The sequence below is a fragment of the Actinomadura pelletieri DSM 43383 genome, assembly GCF_003634705.1.
Classification (GTDB): Bacteria; Actinomycetota; Actinomycetes; order Streptosporangiales; family Streptosporangiaceae; genus Spirillospora; species Spirillospora pelletieri.
Map to the genome: position 1 here is coordinate 1073219 of NZ_RBWU01000002.1, position 23186 is coordinate 1096404.

A 23186-nucleotide genomic window follows, 5' to 3' on the forward strand; every position below is an offset into this window, starting at 1 on the left:
CCGCGGGGGACGGGCGCCGGTGGTGCTGGTCGGCCTGGTCGTGCTGCTCGCGGGGATCGCGGTGCTCAGCCTCGTGGTCGGCGCCAAGTCCATCGCGCCCGGCGAGGTGTGGCGGGTGCTGCTACACCGCGACGGCTCCGACGACGCGTTCGTCATCTGGGACCGGCGCGTGCCGCGCACCCTGCTCGGTGTCGCGGCGGGCGCCGCCCTCGGCCTCGCGGGCGCCCTCATGCAGGCGCTGAGCCGCAACCCGCTCGCCGACCCCGGTCTGCTCGGCGTCAACTCCGGCGCCGCGGCCGCCGTCGTCACCACCGGGACCCTGCTGCCGTCGGCGGGCGGCGTCGTCAACATCATGTTCGCGTTCGCCGGCGCGGGGCTCGCCACGACCGTCGTGTACGCGCTCGGCCGTGGCGGCGGGCGGCGCGCGACGCCCGTCCGGCTCGTCCTCGCCGGGATGGCGACGTCCGCCGTCCTCGTCTCGTTCACCGCCGCGCTCACCCTCCTCGACGACGACTCCGCCAACAGCCTGCGGTTCTGGCTGGTCGGATCGCTCGCCGCCGCCAAGGCGGACGAGGTCGCGCTCGTCACCCCCTTCATCGTCGTCGCCGCGGTGGCCGGGGTGGCGCTCAGCGCGCGCCTCAACGCGCTCGCCCTCGGCGACGAGGCGGGACGGGCGCTCGGCGTGCACCCGGGACGGGTCCGTGCCGTCACCCTCGTCGTCGTGACGATCCTGTGCGGGGCGGCGACCGCGGCGATCGGGCCGATCACGTTCGTGGGGCTGATGGTCCCGCACGCGGTCCGCATCCTCACCGGCCCCGACCTGCGGTGGCTGCTGCCGTTCTCGATGCTGCTGGCACCGGTGGTGCTGCTCGCGTCCGACGTGCTCGGCCGGGTCGTGGCACGCCCCGGAGAACTGGAGGCGGGCGTGGTGACGGCCTTCGTCGGCGCGCCGCTGTTCATCATGCTCGTCCGGCGACGGAAGGTGGCGGAACTGTGATCGCGCCACCCGTCGACGCGCCCGCCACGGCGATCCACCACCACCGGATCCAGGCCCGGCCGATCGCCGTCGCCGCGCTGCTCACGGTCGTCCTCGCCGCCGTCGTCGTCGCCGCCCTCGGCATCGGCGACTACCGGCTCCCACCGGACCAGGTCGTCGCGACGCTCCTCGGCGGCGGACCGCCCGGCGCCGAGTTCATCGTCATCGACCTGCGGCTTCCGCGCGTCCTCGTCGGCTGCGCGGTCGGCGCGGCCCTCGCGGTCGGCGGAGCCATCCTGCAGAGCCTCACCCGCAACCCGCTCGGCAGCCCCGACATCATCGGCTTCACCATCGGCTCGGCGTCCGGCGGCATCGCCGTCATCCTCGTGTTCGGCGGGGGAGCCGCGCAGATCTCGGCGGGCGCCGTCGGCGGCGGGCTGCTCACCGCACTGGCCATCTACCTGCTGGCCTTCCGCGACGGCGTGCACGGCATCCGCCTCGTCCTGGTCGGCATCGGCATCAGCACGATGCTCGAGGCGCTGAACGCCTACCTTCTCAGCCGCGCGGAGGTGAACGCCGCGCAGAGCGCCTCCGCGTGGCTCATCGGCAGCCTCAACGCCCGTGGCTGGGAGGACCTGGGGCCGCTCGTCGCCGTCCTCGCCCTCCTGCTGCCCTGTGTCGCGCTGCTCGGCCGTGACCTGCGGATGCTGGAACTGGGCGACGCCACCGCCGGGGGCCTCGGCGTCCGCGTCGAGCGGTCCCGGCTCGCGCTGATGGCCGTCGCCGTCGGGTTGACCGCCACCGCCGTGGCCGTCGCCGGGCCCGTCGCGTTCATCGCGCTCGTCGCCCCGCAGCTCGCCAAGCGGCTCACCCGCGCGCCGGGCCCCAACCTGCTCACCGCCGCGCTCATGGGCGCCGTGTTGCTGTCGATCAGCGACATCGCCGCGCAGCGGATCGTCGCCCCCACGCAACTTCCCGTCGGCGTCATGACCGGCGTGGTCGGCGGCCTGTACCTAGGCTGGCTCATGCTCACCGAATGGAGGGCCGGACGTGCCTGACCCCGAGACTCGGCTCGCCGCCCGCGACCTCACCGTCGGCTACGACCGCCGTGTCGTACTCGAACACCTCGACCTGGACGTGCCGGACGGCTCGTTCACCGTCATCGTGGGGCCGAACGCCTGCGGCAAGTCGACGCTGTTGCACACCCTCGCCCGCGTCCTGCGCCGCTCGTCGGGAGCGGTCCTGCTGGACGGCACCGACATCGCGCGGCTGCCGTCCAAGGAGGTCGCGCGGCGGCTCGGACTGCTCGCCCAGCAGCCCGTCACCCCCGACGCGATCACCGTCGCCGACCTGGTGTCGCGGGGCCGCCATCCGCACCGGCGGCTGCTGCGCGGCTGGTCGCGGGAGGACGACGAGGCCGTCGCCCGCGCGCTCGCCGCCACCGACGTCACCGGCCTCGCCGACCGGCATGTCGACGAGCTGTCCGGTGGCCAGCGCCAGCGGGTGTGGCTCGCCATGGTCCTCGCCCAGGACACGCCGCTCATGCTCCTCGACGAGCCCACGACGTTCCTGGACATCGCCCACCAGATCGACATGCTCGACCTGTGCGCGTCGCTGCACGAGGACCACGCCCGCACCCTCGTCGTCGTCCTGCACGACCTCAACCACGCCTGCCGCTACGCGACCCACCTGATCGCCATGCGGGACGGCGCGATCGTCGCGCAGGGACCGCCGGCCGAGATCGTCACACCCGAGCTGATCGAGAAGGTCTTCGGCCTGCCCTGCGAGGTGGTGCCCGACCCGGTCACCGCGACCCCGCTGGTCGTTCCCCTCTCCCGCCGGCACGGTGACCGCCTCAGAACAGTGACCGTCTCGGACGGCGACACGCTCGAACGGTGACCGACTCGAACGGTGACCGACTCGAACGGTGAGCGCGGTCATGGCTTGCGGGCGACGCCTCCGTAGATGGTGACGTGCGTGTCGTCGAGCTTGGCCGCCTCCTCGTCGGGGTGCCAGTGGTGGACGAGGACGACCCCGGGGTCGAGGAGTTCCAGCCCTTCGAAGAAGGGCTCCACCTCGGCCCTGGAACGCGCGACCGTCGGGATGCCGTGGGCGTTGTAGGCGGCGACGCCCGCGTTCACCTCCTCGGGGGCGCTGTCGGCGGTGGTCGTGGACAGCGCGAGGACGCTGCCCGGGGCCAGCGGTTCCATCAGCCGGTCGATGATCCGCCGCACCTCGGCGTCGTCGACGATGAAGTGCAGGATCGCGATCAGGCTCAGCGCGACGGGACGGTCCAGGTCCAGCGCCTCGCGCAGTTCGGGGGACTCCAGGATGGTGTCCGGGTCCCGGAAGTCGGCCTCCAGGTACCGGGTGGTGCCCTCGGGGGTGCTGGTGAGCAGGGCACGCGCGTGGACGAGCACGATCGGGTCGTTGTCGACGTACACGACCCGTGACTCCGGCGCGACGGCCTGGGCCACCTCGTGCAGGTTCGGCGAGGTGGGCAGGCCGGTGCCGATGTCGAGGAACTGCCTGATGCCGTGCTCGGCGGCGAGCCGGTGGGCCATCCGCGCCATGAAGTTCCGGTTGGCCCGCATGGAGATCGGCAGATGACGCCAACCCTTGACGATGTTCGCCGCGGCGGCGCGGTCGGCGGGATAGTTGTCCTTCCCGCCCAGCAGATAGTCATAGATTCGTGCTGAATGGGGGATTTCAGTGTTCAAGTCCACGTTGTCGCCGGTCACGTCCACACCCTAGGTATCTGCCGGTAATAGTGAGACCTGCCCGGGATGGGCAGGTCGTTCACTGGCATCCTAGTGTGCGGCGCGAGCCGGATTTCCCAGCCACCGATCGTCCGGAGGCACTTCCTCACCCTTCATGAGAAAGGAATCGGTGGCGAGAACGGAACCGTCCTCCATGGTCACGTCGTAGTGGACGAATGACTCGACGCCCAGGGTGCAACCCGCGCCGACGCTGGTCCGGCCGGATTTGAAGACGCCCTCCTCCAGAGAATGGCACTGGATGACGCTCCCCGCGTTCAGGGTGGCCTCGTCGCCAATGGTCACCAGGGTCTTCTCCGGAATGTCGCAGCCGTCGTCGAAGACCCGGCGGCCGAGGCGTACGCCCAGCATGCGCCATGTCAGGTTCTTGAACGGGGTGCCGTTGAAGAGGGCCCGTCCGCCCAGCTTCCAGAGGCGCTCGTGCCACCAGAAGTACGGATCGTAGATCGAGCAGATCCGAGGCTTGAGAGACCGGAAGCGCAGCAGGGCGCGCTCGACCACGATGCCATAGCCGACGGTGAACAACAGCGCGCCGACCGTGGCGACGACGATGGCCGTCACCGGATGTCCGCGAAGCTGGTCCTCGGCGATCAGCAGGAGCACCGTCACCGCGAAGAACTGGAACCACCGCACCAGAAGGAACAGGCCCATGCTGGCGATGTTGTAGCGGTTCTTGGCCGACAGGCGGCGACGGAACTCCTCACCTTCCTCCAGTTCGTCGAAGGCGTGGTCGCGCTCCACCGAACGCGGGATCTCGAAGCACGGTGAGCCGAGCAGTCCGATGTTCTCTCTGACCGGGCCGTCGACCGGGACCGCCACCTTCGTCCCGAGGAGGACGTTGTCGCCGACGGCCGCGTCCGCCGGGTAGGCGATGTTGTTGCCGAGATAGTTGTGCGACCCGATCTTCACCTCGGACACCTTGAACGAGCTGCTGGAGTAGTCCGCGTTCATGATCCACAGCGCGTCGGAGATCATCGTGCCACTGCCCACGGTGGTCAGGTAGGGCGTGTGGTGCGCCAGCTCGGTGCCGAAGTTGCTTCCGGTCTGCACGATCGGCTTCGCGAAGCGGTATCCGAGGGCGCGCAGGTACCCGACGACGTAGGAGCTGTCGCCGAACAGGTCCATGAAGAACTTCGAGTTGGTGAGGCGCTTGGTCGTCGTGAGCGCCCAGTAGTGTCGTCCGAAGAGCCGGTAGACCCGGTCGGGCCGGACGATCAGAGCGAGCAGGCGGGGGAGGGTGAGCACGAACGTGAGGGAGGCCAGGATGCCACCGAAGAACACCAGGCTCGAAAGTACCGCGGCCTCCTGGTACAGCTCCAGGCGCCCGATGCCCTCCGGCGTCTTGCGCATGATCTCGGCGAGCATCGGGACCTCGGTGAGCAGGGTGATCAGGACGACGATCCCCAACGGCCCGGTGATCACGAGCTGGGTGAAGAGTTGCGCCAGGCTGTAGGCGACGCGCCGCGCGGTGCCGCACTCCCTCGGCGGGACCTTCAGGTACGTGCTGTCGGTGGGCCGGGCCGGGCATCCGTGCCAGCGTTCGCCGGCCGGCACGACCTGTCCGGCGTGCAGGGACGAGGCGTGCCCGAGCTGGGTGTCGTCCTCCATCACGGTGTCGATGTCCAGGACGGTCCGGTCGCCCACGAAGACCCGGTCGCCGAGCGTGATCGGGCCCGTCCGGATGACGCCGTCGTCGGCCCGGTACCCCGACATCGCGCAGTGCTCCCGGACGACCGTTCCGGCGCCGACGGTGAGCAGGTCGGTGCACACCGGCGTCGTCGAGAAGATCACGGCGCCGCGGCCGATCCGCGCGCCGAGCGTCCGGAGGTAGAGGGAGTAGATCGGTGAGCCCGCCAGCAGCCGCATCGGGCTGGACCGGATGAACGCCTTGACCGTCCAGAAGCGGACGTAGTCCAGGCTCCAGACACGGATCTGCCGGGGTTTCCACCGGCCGATCAGCGTCCACTTCGCCACGACCGGCATCAGGCAGGTGAACGCGAACAGCCCGCAGCCCGCCGCCAGGCCCCTCAGGTAGAGGTCGACGGGGCCCGACGCGTCGACCGTCCACCGATAGCCGACGAGGAGGACGGCGGCGCCGAGGTAGGTGGTCGCGACGAACATCAGCAGCTGCAGGACGCCGCAGAGCACGTACTCGAAGCTCCGCCTGCGCGCCGGGGGTTTCGGTGGAGGCGGGGGAGTGTCCGGCGCGGGTTCAGGGGCCTTGGCGGCGGCCGTGGCCGCCGACCCGTCCAGCGCCGCGGCGAGCGACCTGATGTCGGGGTTCTGGTAGACGTCCGGCATCGACACCGGCAGTTTCGTGCGCTCGCGGATGGCCGCGCACAGGCGTGCCATCAGCAGCGAGTCGGCGCCCAGGTCGTCGAAGAAGTGGCTGTCGGCGGACACCTTCTCCAGCCGCATCACCTCGACCAGCGCGTCGGCGATCTGCCGTTCCGTTCCCGCCGCCGGGGCGACATGGCCGTTGGACGCGGCGGCGGCGCGTGGCGCCGTCGGTGCCGGGAGCCGGCCACGGTCGGCCTTGTCGCTCGGCAGCATCGGGATGGCGTCGAGTTCCTCGAAGTACGCCGGGACCATGTAGGGCGGCAGGTGCTCGCGCGCCTGCGCCCGGAGCCGGTCCCGGTCCACGGCGCCGTTCCGGCGCGTGTAGTAGGCCACCAGCTCGACCTTGCCCGGGTGGGACTCGTGGGTGCCGACCACCACCTGCCCGACCCCCGGCGCCTGTGACAGGACCGACTCGATCTCCGTCAGCTCGATGCGGTAGCCGCGGATCTTGACCTGGGTGTCGATGCGCCCCTGGTACTCGATCTCGCCCTCGGCGTTGATCCGGCCGAGGTCGCCGGTGCGGTAGATCCGGTCGGACGGGTTGTCGTCGATGCCGACGAAGTCGCGGATGAACTTGAGCGAGGTGAGGTCGTCCCGGTTCACATAGCCGCGCGCCAGCCCGATGCCCGCGATGCCGATCTCACCGGACTCGCCCGGCGGCAGGACCCTGGCCTCGTCCGGATCCAGGATGACCACCGCGTAGGTGGGCAGCGGGATGCCGATGGTCACCGGCCGGTCCGGGTGCAGCGGCGTCCACGTCGCGGTGACGGTCGCCTCCGTCGGCCCGTAGACGTTGAGGAACCGGCGCCCCGGGCGGTGCCATCGGACGACGAGGTCCTGCGGGCACGCCTCGCCCGACACCAGCAGAAAGCGCAGCCGCGGCAGGTCACGGTCGAGGGTCGCCAGCAGGGTCGGGACGCAGCACATCGCGGTGACCCGTTGGTCTTCGAGAAACGTCCGCAGGTCCTCGCCGACGAGGACCGTTCCGCTCGGCTTGGGGACGAGCGTCGCGCCCGAGATCAGCGGAACCCAGATCTCCTCGACGGAGAAGTCGAAGGCGATCGTCATGCCCTGGTACATGCGGTCGTCCGGCCGGATTCCGTAGACCTCGACGGCGACGCGGACGAAGTTGCAGATGGCGGCGTGCTCGATCGCGACGCCCTTGGGACGGCCCGTCGAACCCGAGGTGTAAACGATGTAGCACAGATCGTCGTCGGGGACGCCCTTCTCGTCGGACGTGAGCCGGTGGCCGGGTTCGGCGTCGACGTCCGCCTGCACCTCGTCGACGCAGAGCACCACCGCCTCGGCCTCCCGTAGGTGCTCGCGCAGATGGGTCAGGGACAGCACGGTCCGGACGCCCGCGTCCCCGACGATGTAGGAGAGCCGGTCGGGCGGGTATCCGGCGTCCAGCGGCACGTACACCGCGTTGATCTTGAGGACGGCCAGCATGGCGACATAGGAGTGCACGGCCTCGTCGAACAGCAGCCCGATCCGGTCGCCGGACCGCGATCCCCGTGCCAGCAGGTGGCGGGCGAGCCGGTTGGCGCGCTCGTCCAGTTCGCCGAAGGTGAGGACGGTCTCGCCGGTGTCGACCGCCGCCCGCCCCGGCAGTAGGTCGCATCGCTCCTCGAAGAGCCGTTCCAGGCGTTCGCCCGGTCGTCGGTGGAACTCCCATCCATGTCCCGTCGCGACCAGAACGTGGTCGGCGGTGATGCGTCGGCCCGTTTCCCCCGATGTGGTGAGCGCCTGGCCGGTGGCGTTCGTCGTCATCTTCTCTCCGCCCAGCAGAAAAGTCTCGAAATGCATGCACGGCAAGATCAGACCGCGCATGATGAGAGGTCAGGACCGGAAGATGATCCAACTTCCACCAATATGGGTCCAATGACCATGGCCGGAGTCGGTCATGGGCAAACCTGGCCAGCCTTTTCATTGACAGCGCCGTGACCCGGACTTAAACGTTTCATTTCCTGTGCCGTGCGTGCCATTGCCGGGTTATGGCCCCTGAAACGGGCTGACTTAAACGGCGCCCTTCGAGGGGAGCAAGTTCGCTCGTTCGGTCCGGCAGGTCAAAGCCGGAACGTTCCCACTATATCTGGACCGTTCCGCAAAATGAGGGCATCGCTCCGGTTCGGCGGCGGTTCGACCGGCCGGACCCGGCCAGTGACTTCGAACGTTCCAGCGCGCATGGGAGGGCGTGCCCCGATGATCACCGTCACCGGCCGCGAGGGGAAGACCGTCACACATTGCCATTTACGGCGCTGATCGACGCGCATAACATGCACGATGCTCCCCCTTCTGGTGCGCATGCGCCAGGGCCCCCGCAGGAGGGAACGACGAGTGCGCACGTTATCGGCCCGCTGATCGGCACCCGCCACCCGAATGGGCGGGCCGCAGCCGTGCCCGATGCTCCCAGCGCCCCTCGCACGCTCCCGCATGCAGACTCGATTGGTTAGGTCCCCCCGCATGAAGAAACACAGAAGCCTCCTCAGCGCCGCCGCGCTCGGCGCCGGACTCCTCGTGGCACTGACGGGCCTGCCCGGCGGCGCCTCGGCGCAGTCCGCGAAGCCGGCCGCGGCCGTCCTTCAGGCTCCGGAGATCCCACCGGCGAACGCGATGGCGCACGCCCGGCAGTTCCAGTCCATCGCCACCTCCAACGGCGGCACCCGGGCGCACGGCAGGCCCGGCTACCGCGCCTCGGCCGACTACGTGAAGGCCAAGCTGGACGCGGCCGGGTTCCAGACCACGCTGCAGTCCTTCACCCACCAGGGCGCCACCGGCTACAACGTGATCGCCGACTGGCCGCACGGGGACGCCAACCAGACCGTGTTCCTCGGCGCGCACCTCGACGGCGTCACCGCCGGGCCCGGCATCAACGACAACGCCTCGGGCTCCAGCGCCGTCCTGGAGGTCGCGCTCGCCGTCGCCCGCGCCGACGCCAGGCCCACCAAGCGGCTCCGCTTCGGCTGGTGGGGCGCCGAGGAACTCGGCCTGATCGGCTCCAAGTACTACGTCTCCAGGCTGCCCGCCGCCGACCGGCGGAAGATCAGCTCCTACCTCAACTTCGACATGGTGGGCGCGAAGAACACGCGGACCTGGGGCATCTACACCGAGTCGGCGTCGCTCGGCGCGACGTTCCGGGAGTACTTCACCGCCAAGGGCCTGGCCACCCGCGGGATCAACGTCGCCGGACGGTCCGACCACTCCTCGTTCGCCAACGCCGGCGTCGAGGTCAGCGGCATCTCCAGCGACAACGACCCCTGCTACCACCAGCGCTGCGACGACATCAACAACATCGCGGAGTCGGTGCTCGGGCACGCCACCAACGCCGCCGCCCACGCGGCGTGGAAGCTCGCGGGCATTCCCGGCCGCGTCCCGGTACCGGTGACGCCGCTGCGGCCGGCCGCCTGAGGTGCCCGTGATGAGGACACCGACCCTCAAGGCCGCGCTGCTCGCGGCCTGCCTCGTCGGCGCGCTGCTGCCCGCCGTCCCGGCGTCCGCGACGTCCGCGTCCGGATCTCCGGCGACGGCCGCGCAGGCCGCACCGGCGAGCGCCGCGAAACGCTACCTCGTGACCGGGCCCGACTCGGCGCGGGAACGGTCGCGGGTCGCCCGTACCGGCGCGTCGATCGACCTGCTGCGCCCCGACGGCGCGCTGGAGGTCAGCGCCATCCCGGCCGAGGTCGCCGCCATCAAGCGGCTCGGCTTCACGCTCACCCCGCTGGAGGGCTTCCCCCGGTACCGGGAGACCGCGCAGTCGTACCACACCCACGCGGAGACGATGGCCGAGCTCGACCGGGTCGTGGCCGCCTACCCGCAGATCGCGAAGAAGTTCAGCATCGGCCGTACCTACGAGGGCCGCGACATCGTCGGCGTCAAGATCAGCGACAATGTCGCCACGGACGAGGACGAGCCCGAGGTCTTCTACCAGGCCAACATCCACGCCCGCGAGCGCATCACCAACGAGCAGGCGCTGTACTTCATCGACGTCCTCACCAAGGAGTACGCCACCACCGCGCGGATCACCAAGCTGGTGAACGAGCGGGAGTTCTGGATCATCCCGATCCTGAACGTCGACGGTCAGATCTACGACATGACCAGCGACACGCAGGCGGGCCGGATGTGGCGCAAGAACCGCCAGGGAGTCGACCTCAACCGCAACTACCCCTACAAGTGGGGGTGCTGCGGCGGCTCTTCCGGCACCCCGTCCAGCGAGACCTACCGGGGTCCGTCGGCGGGTTCGGCGCCCGAGGTCAGGGCCGTCACCAGCTTCATCCGGAGCCGGAACATCGGCGGCAAGCAGCAGATCAAGATGTTCCTCGACATCCACTCGGTGGCGAACCTGGTGCTGTGGCCGATGGGCTACACCTACAACGACACCGTGCCCGGTGAGTTCACGGCCGACGACGAGGCGGCCCACCGGACCATCGGTCGCGAGGTCGCGCGGCACAACCGCTACACCCCGCAGCAGTCGAGTGACCTCTACATCACCGACGGCAGCTCCAACGACTGGACGTGGGGAGACCAGCGCATCTTCTCCTACACGTTCGAACTCGGAGGCGGCAGCTTCTACCCGGCGCCTTCGCAGATCGAGTCGCTGACCCAGGTCAACCGTGAGCCGCTGCTGCTCCTCGCCGAGTACGCGGACTGCCCGTACCGCGCCATCAACAAGCAGGACCAGTACTGCAAGTCGCTCTGAACCGCTGAGAAGCGGTAGGTGACAAGGCCGCGGCCCGGGTCTTCTGGACGAACCGTCCAGAAGACCCGGGCCGCGCTCGTTCAGCCCGCGAGGACGTCGCGCGCGACGGCGCGGATCTCCTCGTCGGTGAGCGGCCGCCCCCCGCGTGCGCCGAGTTCCGCGCGGCACCGTTCCGCGATGGCCGGGACCAGCGCCGGGTCCACGTCGACGCCGAGGCGTTCCAGTGCGGCGGCGGTGGCGCGGGGACCGCTCTGCGAGGTCAGCGGGATCCGGCGTTCGTTGCCGAACAGGGCCGGTTCGACGCTGTTGTGCAGCAGCGGGTCCACCTCGCGTTCCACGAGGACCCAGTCGGCGCCGCCCCAGCAGAACGCGTCCCGTCCGGTGATCGGCTGGTTCGCCGCGGAGGCCCGGCCGGTCAGCCCCGCCGCGGCCCGTGCCAGCCCGGTCAGCGTGTCGAGCCGGAGGCCGGTGCGCACCCCGTACAGCGCCTCGAACGCGGCCGCGGTCGCGGCGAGATCGGCGTTGCCGGTGCCGCTGCAGTATCCGTTCACCGACGACTCGACGACGGCCGCCCCGGCCCGCGCCGCGCTCACGGCGCACGCGACCCCGAGCCCGAACGTGTTGTGCGGGTGGACGCCCACGCGAAGGTCCGGCGCGGCCGACCGGGCGACCTCGACGAGCCGACCGTACGCCTCCGGGCCGACACCGCCCGGTCCGTCGAACAGGATGACCTCTTGCGCGCCCGCGTCCGCCATGGCCGTCACCGTCTCGGCCAGCGTCTCCTCCGAGAGGAAGGACACCATGGTGATCGGGGCGGCGACCCGCAGCCGCCGGGCGCGCGCGTACCCGACCAGTTCGGCCGTCTCCGCGACGAGCTCCGTCCGGGACGCCGGAGCGGACGCGCGGTAGATCCCCGCCGCCGGTCCGAAGGGGGGCACGGGGACCTGGACGGCGTCGAACCCGACGTCCGCCGCACGGTCGATCCCGTCCATGGTGGACACGAACGGGCAGTGCACCACGCAGTCCGGGTGTTCCTCCCTGATCACGGCGACTTCGGCGCGGACCGCGTCGGCGTCGCGGCCGGCCGGATGCGCGCCGCGGCCGCCCGGACGCCGGCCGTGTCCGCGCGGATGCCGACCGCGTGAACCGGCCTGCCGCTCGCGTCCACCGGCCTGCCGCGCGCGGCCGCCCGGCCCCGGCGCGGCGAGCACGATCTCCGGCACCCGGGACCGCGCCAGCATCCGCAGGAACGCCAGCTTCGCCTCCGCGGACGGGGCCACCCCGGGCAGCGACTCGATCGCGCGCATCGAGGCGTCCCGTAGCCGGATCTGTTCGGGCAGGTCACCGGTCACCGCCGGGTCCCGGTTCGCCGGGGCCACCGACCAGCGGCCCGGCTCGTACGCGCCCGGTGTCCGCGACCGGTCGACGTCCTCGCGGAACCGTGCGATCTGCGCCTCGGTCACGTCGTCCACGGCTACCGCCCGCTCCTTCCGGTGAGCGCGCCGATCGCCTCGGCGAACAGCGCGCCGTGCCGCTCCACGTCCGCCTCGGCGGTCAGCGGCGACATCAGCCCGCCGCCGCTCATGGCGTTGACGACGATGCCCCGGTTGGCCATGTACAGCCACAGTGCCTTGCGCGCCGCGGAGCCGACGCTCGGATACAACCGACCGGCGTTGCGCGGGGGCCCGGGCGTGAACGCGTACGACACGCGACCGCCGAGCCGTCCGACGTGCCAAGGCAGGTCGTACCGGGCGATGACCGCCGCGATGTCGCGTTCGTAGCGCTCGCCCAGCCGGTCCAGGCGGGCGTAGGTGTCGTCGGTCATCACCTCGCCGAGGACCGCCCGCATCGCCCGCACGGCCAGCGGTCCGCTCGCCATCGTGCTGCCGAGACCGCCGTCTCCGTGTTCGGTGTAGCGCGCCGCGGCGGCGGCCACCGTGTCGGACATCCCGTACAGACCGGCCGGGACGCCGCCCGCGATGCACTTGCCCATGGTGATCAGGTCGGGTTCCAGCCCGAACTCGCGGGTGCAGCCGCCGGGACCGGCCGGGATCGTCTGGGTCTCGTCGATGATCAACAGGGTGCCGGTGCGGCGGGTGAGGTCGCGCAGCGCGGCATGGAACCCCGGCTCCGGGCGGATCACCGCACCCCCGTTGGTCATCACCGGTTCGGCGAGGACCGCGGCGACGTCACCGGGGGCAAGGGCCCGTTCCAGCGCGTCGAGGTCGTTGAACTCCACGACCTTCGTGGTCTCCCGGACGTCCACGCCGTTCGGTTCGACGCCGGGTTGCGGGATCACCTCGCCGTCCGGGGACAGGACGGCGGCCGTCTGCTCCAGGGACCCGTGGTAGGCGCGGTTGAAGATCAGGATCCGCCGCCGTCCGGTGGTCACCTTGGCCAGTAGCAGGGCGAACCGGTTCGCGTCGGACGCCGACACGGTGAACTGCCAGAACGGGAGCCCGAAGCGGTGCCGGAGCTCCTCGGTCACCCAGACGTGGTCCTCGTGCGACCAGAGCGTGACGCTGCCCCGGCCGAGCTGGTCCCGCAGCGCCGTGACCACCGCCGGATGGTCGTGGCCCCACAGCGCGGCCGTGCCCGCCAGCCCGAAGTCGGCGTACTCGTGCCCGTCGACGTCGTACAGGCGGGCGCCCGCCGCGCGCTCCACCGTCAGCGGCACCGGCGGCGGGAACTGGTTGATCCAGTGCTGCGGGGTGCCGTGGATCTGGGAGCGGCGCGCCCGTTCGCGCAGCGCCGCGGATCTCGGCCGGGCCTCGATCCAGCGGGCCCGTTCCTCGTCCAGCAACTCGCCGAGCCGCTTCGGATCGAGCCCCGGAGGTGCCTCGGTCGGCTGGTCGCCCATCGTCGCTCCCGGACGGCGTGCCCGCGTCGTCATCAGCGGCGTGCCGCGGTCAGCGCGGACGCCACGTCCCCGAACGCCTCCAGTTGGGTCGTCCGGTCGTACATCGGGTAGAGGATCAGCTCCTCCGCCCCGGCGTCGAACAGTTCACTCAGCTGCCGGGCGCAGCGGTCCGGTGGGCCGTACACCGCGACCCGGTCGACCATGCTGGACGCGTCGTACACCGGGTTGCCGCCGAAGGCGCGGTCGAACGCGGGGACCAGGTGCCGCCGCGCCTCCTCCTCGGTGTCCTCGACGGCGATGTAGACGCTCTTGGAGACGGTGAAGGTCGCGGGGTCGCGTCCCTGCTCCTCCATGGCCTGATGGACGATCTTCAGCTGGTCCAGGAAGTCCTCGGTGGCGGCGGGCCCGGCGCCGGTCCAGCCGTCGGCGATCCGCACGGCGCGCCGCAGCGCCGGTTCGGCGCGGGCACCGATCCAGATGGGCGGGGCGGGCCGCTGGACCGGCTCCGGCTGCGACCGGATGCCGGAGAACTTGTAGATCTCACCGTCATAGTCGGCCTCGGTCCCGCTCCACAGGGCCCGCATCACGCCGATGCCCTCGATCAGACGGCGGACCGGCCGATCGGTCGGAATGCCCAGTGCGCTGAGGGTCTCCCGGTGGTAGTCGAGGCCGACGCCGAGCCCGACCGTGAGCCGCCCGCCGGAGAGCTGGTCGATGGTGGCGAGCTCGCGGGCCTGCACGGCCGGGTTCCGCCGGCCGGAGTACAGCACGCCGATGCCCAGCCGCAGCCGGGAGGTGACGGCGGCCAGGTACGACAGCACGTGCAGCCCGTCGAGGGAGAAGTTCTTGGCGCTCAGGGTGTCCTGCGTCCAGATCCCGGTGAATCCGAGTTCCTCGGCGCGCCGTGCGAACGGCACCAGCGCCTCGGGGTCGGTCGGCGCCCCGACCGACAATCTGGGCGCCCGCGACTCGGCCTCGTTCGTTCCGGACTTCACTACCCACCGCCCCGTCTCGTCTGTTTTCGTGGGAGCGGCTCCGAGTATGCGAGCGCACTGTTGTGATTGTCAACAGTAAGGGCTGTGGGAATTTGATCGGTTTCGCCAAGAATCCGCTGCGGACTGGTTGGGGCGATGTTCGTGAAACGCCCGTGTGTCAGCGGTTTCGCGCGTTCTCGTGGATCTTCGAATATATCTCTGTTGGTGCTTCGGAAGGGTCTACGGCCGTCTCAGGACCGAGACGCTTTTCCCTGGCCAACTGTTGACATCGGCAACACAATGGAGCTTTTGTGTCGGTGGATCACTCCGGTGACTGCAACCAGAAATCGCGCAGATCGTAGAACTCGGCCTCCTCGTCGAAATGCGTCATCTGCTCGTCCCGCCAGGCCTTGTAGTCCGGTGGCATCTGCGTGCGCTCGCCCTCGCGGGCCGCGTCCCGGGAGGTGAAGTAGGCCACGCCGGTGACGAAGCCGTCCGGACGGACGCAGAACATGCCGCCGATCATGTCGGGCCGCAGCCGGTCCAGGGTCCGCTGGGCCTCCTCGGGCACGAACGGGCGCACCGCCTCCCGGTCGCGGAGCCGTGTCTCCAGGATCTGCACGAAGCCCGTCCGGTACGTGCCGCGCCGCCCGAACGTCTCCACGTCGGTGCACTCGTGGACGTCGACGTCGCCGTCGGACAGCTCCTGGAGCCGGTTCCACCACCAGACCTGCTCGCGCCGCCTGTCGTTGCGCCGCGCCGCCCGCTCCGAAGCGAAGCGCGCCAGGTTGAAGAAGACGCCGTCGTCGGTCACCCCGCCGGTGGTGCCCAGCCATCCCCGCGCGCCCGGCGCGGCCTCCCGGTGCCAGCGTTCGGCGGCCTCCTTGAGGGCCGCCGCGTCCCGCGTCCGGCCCTTGATGACCTGGACGCACGGCTTACGCTGGCCGAACACCGCTCACCCCCGGCCCCACGATACCGATCGGCGGGCAAACCGGAGGCCATCGCCGGTCGACGATCGCGCCGACCGGCGATGGCGCGTTCAGCGCAGCCGGGCCTCGATGGCCTCGATGATCCGGGGACGCAGTTCCGCGGCGCGGACCACGGCGTCGACGGAGCCCACCTCGACCGCGCGCCGGATGTCGTGCACGCGGTCGAACTCGGCGGCGACCTCGCCGAGCTTCTCCGCGCGGACCGACGAGCGCAGCTCGTCCAGCTCGGCGGTCAGCGCGGCACGGTCGGCGCCGGTGGCCGTGGCGACCCGTGCCTCGAGGTCCCGGACGCGGGGATCGGTGGCGGTGCGGGCGTCGACGTCGCGGGAGAACACGACGGCGGCGGCCGGGGCGCCGCCCAGCACCGAGGCGAAGGAGCCGTCGACGGCCAGGACCGTCATCGTGGGGTTGAGGGTCTTGGAGAACACCACGAACGCGCCGCCGTGGTAGCGGGAGATGACGCAGAACACGATCGGGCCGCGGAAGTTGACGATGGCCCGGCCGATCTCGGCGCCGTACTCGAGCTGGAGCTTGCGGAGCGACTCGGGCGAGCCGTCGAACCCGGACAGGTTGGCCAGGACGACCAGCGGACGGTTGCCGGACGCGGCGTTGATGGCGCGGGCGGCCTTCTTCGACGACTGCGGGAACAGGGTCCCGGCGGTGTAGGAGTCGGGGCCGTCGGTGGGCGGGAAGCCGCGGCGTGGGACGGGCCGCGACTCGATGCCGAGCAGGCAGACCGGGATGCCGCCGAGGTGGACGTCCTGGACGACGGCGGTGTCGGCGTCGGCCATGGCGGCCCAGCGTTCCAGAACGGGATGGTCCTGGTCGGACAGCGCGCGCATCACGGTGCGGATGTCGAAGGGCTTCTTGCGGTCCGGGTTGGTGTCGGCGGAGAAGATCTCGCCGACGGTGGTGAAGTCGCTGCCCTCGACGGTGTGCGGGAAGTCGCGGATGTCGCGGTCGACGGGGTCGGTGGTCGGCGCGCGGCGGGGCGTGCTCTCCCCGGGCGCGATGTAGGTGTGGTCGTAGTGGGACATCAGGATGTCGCGGGCGCCGGTCAGGTTGGGGGCCCAGTACTGGGCCTGGCCGTTGGGGCCCATGACCCGGTCGTGACCGCCGATGCCGAAGTTGTCCTCGGCGGACACGCCGCCGGAGAAGTCGAGGGCCTGCTTGCCGGTCAGGACCATGGCCGAGTCGGGCGTCATGACGAGGACGCCCTTGGTGTGCATGAGCATGGTCGCCTCGGCGTTCCAGTAGGGTTGCGCGCCGACGTTGATGCCCGACACCACGACGTTGATCTCGCCGCCGTCCTGGGTGAACTCCACGATCCGTTTGAGCGCGGCGGCGACCCAGTCCATGTTCTCGGTGCCCGAGTCCATCGAGATCCGGGCGCCCGACGACAGCGCGTACCACTCCACCGGGACCCGCATCCGCTCCGCCAGGTCAAGCGCCGCGATCACCCGGCGGCACTCCGGCTCCGACAACGCCCCCAGCGACTTCGTGGGGTCCCCGAGCAGCACGACCCGCGTGACGCCCTCCGGGTAGCGCGGGGTCGGCGTGCTGACCACACCGGCGACCATCGCCGCGGTGTTGCGTCCCTTCGGCCGGTCGACCGGCACCAGCGCGTTCGCGTCGTCGAGGTCGTGCTCGACGAAGTCGCCGAGCAGGCCCGTCAGCTCGTACGGGTACACGGTGTTGCGGCTGCTCGCGCCGAGGACCTTCTGCCGGTAGGCGTCGACGGGTTCGACCGGCTCGTCCGACGGCGCCCCGACCGTCAGCTCGGCGCCCCCGGTGACGTCGAACGCGATCCGCACCGCGATCTTGTCGAGCCCGCCGGTCCGCGGATCGCGCTGCCGCGCGATGAACAGGATCTCCTCCAGCCCGGCGCCCACGGTCGTCGGCAGCACCCGTCCGGCGATCATCTCCAGCTCGGTGCGGGCGAGGTGGCTCGGCGGCCACACGTAGACGACGATGCGGTTGGTGTTGAAGCGCTTCTTGGACGGACGCAGCGCCTGCGCCCGGCGGATCGAGTCGAGGCAGGCCGCGACCGTGTACTCGGCCGTCGGCAACGCCAGCAGCCTGCCCTCGTGGTCGCGCAGCTCGGTCAGGTTGCGCACCTGCGCGAACGCCACGAGCCGTTCGTCCGACGGGTTCTCCCGCGCCACGCCCCGGAAGAGGTAGACCTCCTCGTCCGCCGACGGCAGCCGGGTGAGGTCGAACCCGCTCCACCGCTCCATCTGCATCCGCTGCGCGATGTACGGGTGCAGGCCGCGGATCAGCCGCTCCTCGACCATCCCGCCGGCCCCCGGACGGAACGTGAAGTGGTGGTGCATCACCGCGCCGCCGCTGCCCGCGACGGTCGTGGTCACCCTGCGGACCCGGTCGGGCAGCGGATGCGCGTTGACGACCTCGTGCAGCGCGGCCGCCATCGCGTCGAAGTCCTCCGGCTGGTTCTCCCAGGCCACATAGATGTCGGCGTCGGTGTCGGCGCGGGAGGCGTCCGCGCCACCGGTCAGCTCCGCGAGCCCGCGCAGCGCCCCGCCGAGCGCGTCGAAACCGACCGCGGCGGAGACCACCCGGTCGTCCGCGCGATCGGCGACCACGAACGCGCAGCCCCCGACCTCGCGGGTGCGGACGCCGGTGAGGCCCTTGTTGCCGTAGTAGCGCCGGGTCAGGACCTCCAGCATGACCGTGTTGTCCCGGTCCTGGCGGACGATCCGCCGGCCGAGCAGCCGGACCAGCGGCTCGGTGCTGCGCACCATCTCGGCGATCCGGTCGGCGCGGTCCGGCGCGTCCGGGTGCGTGTCCAGATGGTGCAGGTGCCTGCGGACGTCGGCGTACACGCGGGCGCGGTTGCGGCGCAGCAGCGGTTGGGCGAACCAGGCGAACACGACACCGCGGGCGAGGTCGGCGACCACGGGGAAGCGGACCTGTGTCGCGGCCACCAGCCGCTCCAGGGCGAGCCCGATCGGCTCGTGCATGGCCTGGTCGGGCGGCGGCTCCCGCAGCCAGGTGCGCAGCAGCGCCGCGAGCACCCTGACGTCGGCGGACGTGCGCTGCTGGGCGAGGAAGAGCCGGAACACCGCGGTCTCCAGCTCGGGCGAGCGGTCCAGCCCGGTGACGCCGTAGTGCCCGAGCGCCCTGGCGAGCTTGACCTGGAACGCCTCGGGGAGCCCGGCCCGGTCGACGTCCAGGCTCTTCAGATAGGTGTGGAAGTACTCGCGGTCGCTGTGGACGTGGCTGCCGTCCCCGCCGCCGGGCCCACCGACCTCGATGCCCGCCGGACGGTTGCGGCCCAGCTCGGCGAGGTCGGTGAACACCTCGACGAGTTCGAGTTCCCCGGCGAGGGTGCGGTCGCCGGCGCTCTCCGCCCGCGTGGCGAGATAGTCGTCCAGCACCCGGCCCTCGTCATGCGGGTCGACGTCGAAGCCGAGGAGCAGGCTGCGCAGTTCCTCCTGGCAGCGGGCGGCGCGTTCCCCGGCCGAGACCGTTTCGGGCGCGTCCGGCAGGTCCAGTTCGACCGTTCCGGTCGCCGTGTCGTCGGCGTCCTCGGCGTCGTCGGCGAGCGGCTCCAGCCGCAGCAGCGCCGCGCCGGTCTCCACCTGGGCGCCCACGGACACGACGCATTCCTTCAGCCGCGCCTTGAAGGGCGCCCGCAGCACCGTCTCCATCTTCATGCTCTCCAGCACCAGCACCGGAGCGCCCGCCTCGACCTCGGCGCCGACCTTCAACGGGGTGGCGACGACCAGCGCCGGGGCGGGGGAGCGGACGACGCCGCCCTCGTCGCGGCTGACCCGGTGCGTCACGCCGTCCACCTCGACCAGGTGGACGGGCCCGTGCGCCGCGGTGAGCAGCCGGTACCGGGTGCCGTTGACGACGATCTGCCCGGTGTGCCGGTCGAAGCGGTCGAGTTCGACGACGGCGGTACGGGACGTCCCCTCGCCGCCGCCCACGACCTCGACGCCGACGCGGAACCGGTGCGCGCCGACCCGCGCGACGCGCAGGCGGTAGCCGACGCCGCGCAGCTTGAGGTCCAGCGGCCGGCCGCTCTCGTGCCGGACCTGCGGACGTCCGCCGAACGCGGTCGACAGCAGCCGCTGCCGTTCGGCGCGCTCCTCCTCCTCGTACGCGTCGATGGCGGCGGCGGCCAGCGCGACGGCGGAGTGCCGGTGCGAGACGAGTTCGCCCTCGGCGCGAACGCGGTCGATCCAGCCGGTGTCGGCGGTGGCGTCGATGACCTCGGGCCGGTCGAGCAGGTCGAGCACGAAGCTCTTGTTCGTCGCGCCGCCCTCGATGACCACCGTGGTCTGCGCCATGGCCCGGCGCAGCCGGGCGAGCGCCTCGGCCCGGTCCCGGCCCACCGCGATGATCTTGGCGATCATCGAGTCGAAGTCGGCGGGAATGGTGTCGCCCTCGCGGACGCCGGTGTCCACGCGGACGCCAGGCCCGGCGGGCAGGGCCAGCTTGGCGATCCGGCCCGGGGACGGCGCGAAGTCGCGGTCGGGGTCCTCGGCGTTCAGCCGGGCCTCGATGGCGTGCCCGCGCTCCACCGGCGGCCCCCCTTCGAGCCGTCCGCCGGACGCCACCCACAGCTGCGCCCTGACCAGGTCGAACCCGGTGGTCGCCTCGGTGATCGGATGCTCCACCTGCAACCGGGTGTTGACCTCAAGGAAGGCGAACAGCCGGTCGCCCGGGTGGTACAGGAACTCGACGGTCGCCGCGCCGCGGTAGCCGACCGCGACGGCCAGCCGCTCGGCGGACGCCTTCAGCTCGGCGGCCTGCTCGGCGCTCAGCACCGGCGAGGACGACTCCTCGATGACCTTCTGGTTGCGGCGCTGCACCGAGCAGTCGCGGACGCCGAGCGCCCACGCGGTCCCCGCGCCGTCGGCGATCACCTGGACCTCGACATGCCGGGCGCCGGTGACCAGCCGCTCCAGGAACACGACGCCGCTGCCGAACGCCCGCGCCGCCTCCTGGCTGGTGCGCTCGTAGGCGTCGATCAGCTCGGCCTCGTTGGAGATCACCCGGATGCCCCGGCCGCCGCCGCCCGCGGTCGCCTTCAACATCAGCGGGTAGCCGACCTCGGCCGCCGCCCGCAGCGCGTCCTCCAGGGTCTCCACCGCGCCGCGGCTCCACGGCGCGACCGGCACCCCGACCTCCTCGGCGATCAGCTTCGCGCCGATCTTGTCGCCGAGCTTGCGCATCGCCTCCGCGCTCGGGCCGACGAAGGTCACCCCGATCCGGTCGCACAGCTCCGCGAACGCCGGGTCCTCCGCGACGAAGCCCCAACCGACCCATGCCGCGTCCGCCCCGGTCTCCACCAGCGCGCGCTCCAGCACCTCCAGATCGAGGTAGGGGCGTGCCGCCGCGGGACCGAGGTCGTAGGACAGGTTCGCCTCGCGGACGAAGGTGGCGGTGCGGTCGACGTCGGTGTGCAGCGCCACCGTCTCGATCCGTGTCCCGGTCTCCGCTGCGATGTCCCGTACGGCATGGATGAGACGCATGGCGGCCTCACCACGGTTGACGATGGCGACACGACTGAACACCGGACAGGCCCTCCAGTAGACGACGAAGCGCGCGCCGGGACGCGGGGACCCCCGACGATGATGTTCACTGTTCCGCGAACCGCCCTCCGGCGCCATGTCGGAGACATCGCACACTGAGCGCCTTCAGTTGTGGGAAACGTGCAAAAGCCACGTCAGCGCGCCCGCCCGCGCCCCCTAAGATCTTGGCCATGTCGCGGCGCCGTTTCGAGCTCGCCATGCAACGCATGCGGGAGCGGGATCCACAGACAAGGGAGAACGCGTTCGATTTCCTCCGCGAGCACGCCGACGCCTACGTCGACGACCTGATCGCGGAGTTCGCCGCCGAGGACGACGACCACGACCTGCGCTGCCGGTTGCTCGAACTGCTCGCGGAGGCCAGGTCGCCGAAGGCGCTGCCGGTCTTCGGCGACCAGTTGGAGTCCTCGGACGAGTCCCTGCGGTTCTGGGCGGTGCGCGGTCTGGAGATGCTCGACAGCCGCGAGGCCGACCAGGTCCTCGACGAGGCGCGCGCGGACGGCTGGATCCCCTGAGCGGACCGACGGAGCGACCGAACGGCGACGGGTCTTTTGGAGGGATTCCACAGCGAAACCGGGCCCCTCGGACGGTCGTCCCGTCCGGGAGGCCCGGTCGCCTTCGGTGGCCCTAGCTCGCCAGCCCCCCGAAGAGCGGGGAGGTGACGGAACCGATGGTGTCGATGACGGGCTCCGACGGGGCGCTCGTCGGGTTGGTGTCGTCTTCCGGCGGCTCCAACGGCTCCTCCGGGGTAGGGGTCTCCTCCGGGCCCGGTGTGGACGGTGTGGGCGTCGGGGTGCCGTCCGTCGGTATCGGCGGGGGAGTCCGCTCCGGGCGGGTGGGCGTGCCGCCGCCGCCGGGAACCCGTGACGGCTGGGTGCCCGGGGCGGGGGGCCGCGCCGTCGGGGAGTCCCCGGTCTTCGCCGGCGGCGCCTGCGGGACGACCGGTGCCGGGTTCAGCACCTGTTGTGTGCCGCCTCGCGGGGCCACGGCGCTCGGATCGCCGGCGTCGCCGTCCGTCGGGGCGGGCGCGGCGCGGGTGCTGCCGCCCGCCGGGCCGGAGCCGGTGCGGCCGTTGCCGTCGAACGGTCCGAGGGCGTTCAGCGAACCCTCGCCGGCGGACGGCCAGGTCATCATCAGCCCGACCGTGATGGTGGCGGCCACCCCGGCCATGCCGCCGACGCCCTTGAGGGCGGTCCTGCGGCGGCGGGCGCGGTCCCGTCCCCGGTCGGCGAACTCGGAGTCGGGGCCGATCACCACGAGGAGGTCGTCCGGGGCGGCGGGGACCACGGGCTCGTCGGGGATCGGCTCGGGGTCGGGTTCCCGGTCGAGGTCGGCGGTGGCCAGCACCCGGTCGCGCAGCGGCGCGGGGGCCAGGGCGGGCGCCCGGCGGGCCAGCAGGTGCGGGAGCCTTCCCTTCTCGAACGCCGTGATGACGTCCATGTGCTTGGCGGCCTCGGCGGTGCCGCGCATGAGCGCGTCCAGGACGAGGCGTTCCAGCGCGGTGCGCGCCTGGTGCAGGAGCTTGCGCACATCGTCGGGCGTGACGCACAGGACCCGGGCGATGTCGCGGATCTCCAGCCATTCGCCCGCGTACAGCAGCAACGCCTCGCGGTGGTCGGGGGCCAGATGGCCCGCGGCGTTCAGCAGCGGGTCGGTGGCGGACTGGGCGAAGGCCAGGTGGCCGTGGTGGTTGAACGCGCCGCGCTCGGAGCAGACGGTACGGGCCAGGTGGTGGAGCCACAGCACCGTCTCACCGCGGGGCGGATGCCGCAGCGCTTCGAGGAAGACGCTCGTGAGCGCGTCGGCCGCGCCCTGGTCGCCGACCAGGGACCAGCAGTGCGCGTAGAGGCGGTGGGCGTGAGCGTCATAGAGAGTTTCCAGGTCCCCAGGCATGTGACCTCCTCGTGAGGGGCCGTGGGAGCAGCCGTTCTGGAGAGCGGACAGGGGGACGGCCCGTTCGGGGCACGCCAGGGCACAGGACTCTAGTGCAATGTATGTCGGCTGAGAAGAGAA

General features: G+C 71.5%; 14 protein-coding genes. 6 read left to right on the forward strand and 8 right to left on the reverse strand.

Translation table 11 applies throughout. The features are described 5' to 3' along the window. Positions 1–19: 19 nt before the first annotated feature. From BZB76_RS11545 to BZB76_RS11555, 3 genes are read left to right on the forward strand one after another with little or no spacing between them, the layout of a single operon-like run. On the forward strand, positions 20–997 hold the full coding sequence (locus BZB76_RS11545) for a FecCD family ABC transporter permease (protein ID WP_246006882.1): 978 nt from the start codon (positions 20–22) through the stop codon (positions 995–997). Then, positions 994–2034, forward strand: coding sequence for a FecCD family ABC transporter permease (locus BZB76_RS11550; protein ID WP_121434255.1), 1041 nt, complete (start codon positions 994–996; stop codon positions 2032–2034). Before BZB76_RS11545 ends, BZB76_RS11550 begins: the two co-directional genes overlap by 4 nt. Further along, on the forward strand, positions 2027–2875 hold the full coding sequence (locus BZB76_RS11555) for an ABC transporter ATP-binding protein (protein ID WP_121434256.1): 849 nt from the start codon (positions 2027–2029) through the stop codon (positions 2873–2875). The genes BZB76_RS11550 and BZB76_RS11555 overlap by 8 nt, the downstream gene beginning before the upstream one ends. A 38-nt stretch (positions 2876–2913) precedes the next feature. On the opposite strand, the gene BZB76_RS11560 is transcribed toward BZB76_RS11555, so the two are convergent. Both BZB76_RS11560 and BZB76_RS11565 read right to left on the reverse strand, forming a co-directional pair. Beyond that, entirely contained in the window at positions 2914–3717 is an 804-nt protein-coding gene (locus tag BZB76_RS11560; RefSeq protein ID WP_246006883.1) for an SAM-dependent methyltransferase, read from the reverse strand. 69 nt (positions 3718–3786) lie between these two features. Then, the gene (locus tag BZB76_RS11565) at positions 3787–7923 is read right to left on the reverse strand and encodes a Pls/PosA family non-ribosomal peptide synthetase (RefSeq protein ID WP_211342945.1); all 4137 of its coding nucleotides are present in this window, start codon (positions 7921–7923) and stop codon (positions 3787–3789) included. 633 nt (positions 7924–8556) lie between these two features. Here BZB76_RS11565 and BZB76_RS11570 point away from each other — a divergent pair. Then, positions 8557–9501 (forward strand): M28 family peptidase, encoded by a 945-nt coding sequence (locus tag BZB76_RS11570; RefSeq protein WP_211342946.1) that lies wholly within the window; start codon positions 8557–8559, stop codon positions 9499–9501. A 10-nt stretch (positions 9502–9511) separates the two neighbouring features. Next, positions 9512–10789, forward strand: coding sequence for a M14 family metallopeptidase (locus tag BZB76_RS11575; protein ID WP_121434651.1), 1278 nt, complete (start codon positions 9512–9514; stop codon positions 10787–10789). Between the two features lie 80 nt (positions 10790–10869). Here BZB76_RS11575 and BZB76_RS11580 read toward each other — a convergent pair whose 3' ends face one another. The 5 genes from BZB76_RS11580 to BZB76_RS11600 form a co-directional block, all read right to left on the reverse strand. Beyond that, positions 10870–12261 carry a hypothetical protein gene (locus BZB76_RS11580; protein WP_121434258.1) on the reverse strand — a complete coding sequence of 464 codons (1392 nt, stop codon included), beginning with the start codon at positions 12259–12261 and terminating at the stop codon, positions 10870–10872. A gap of 2 nt (positions 12262–12263) precedes the next feature. Beyond that, entirely contained in the window at positions 12264–13649 is a 1386-nt protein-coding gene (locus BZB76_RS11585; RefSeq protein ID WP_170180588.1) for a transaminase, read from the reverse strand. A 32-nt stretch (positions 13650–13681) separates the two neighbouring features. Next, a complete protein-coding gene (locus tag BZB76_RS11590) occupies positions 13682–14644 on the reverse strand; it encodes an LLM class flavin-dependent oxidoreductase (RefSeq protein ID WP_170180589.1) in 963 nt (320 codons plus the stop codon). Between the two features lie 301 nt (positions 14645–14945). After that, positions 14946–15575 carry a hypothetical protein gene (locus BZB76_RS11595; protein ID WP_121434261.1) on the reverse strand — a complete coding sequence of 210 codons (630 nt, stop codon included), beginning with the start codon at positions 15573–15575 and terminating at the stop codon, positions 14946–14948. An 87-nt stretch (positions 15576–15662) separates the two neighbouring features. Further along, entirely contained in the window at positions 15663–21158 is a 5496-nt protein-coding gene (locus tag BZB76_RS11600; RefSeq protein WP_121434262.1) for an ATP-binding protein, read from the reverse strand. 188 nt (positions 21159–21346) lie between these two features. On the opposite strand from BZB76_RS11600, the gene BZB76_RS11605 reads away from it, so the two are divergent. After that, positions 21347–21688, forward strand: coding sequence for a HEAT repeat domain-containing protein (locus tag BZB76_RS11605; protein WP_121434263.1), 342 nt, complete (start codon positions 21347–21349; stop codon positions 21686–21688). 112 nt (positions 21689–21800) lie between these two features. Here BZB76_RS11605 and BZB76_RS11610 read toward each other — a convergent pair whose 3' ends face one another. Further along, entirely contained in the window at positions 21801–23066 is a 1266-nt protein-coding gene (locus BZB76_RS11610; RefSeq protein WP_121434264.1) for an RNA polymerase sigma factor, read from the reverse strand. Between the last annotated feature and the right edge of the window lie 120 nt (positions 23067–23186).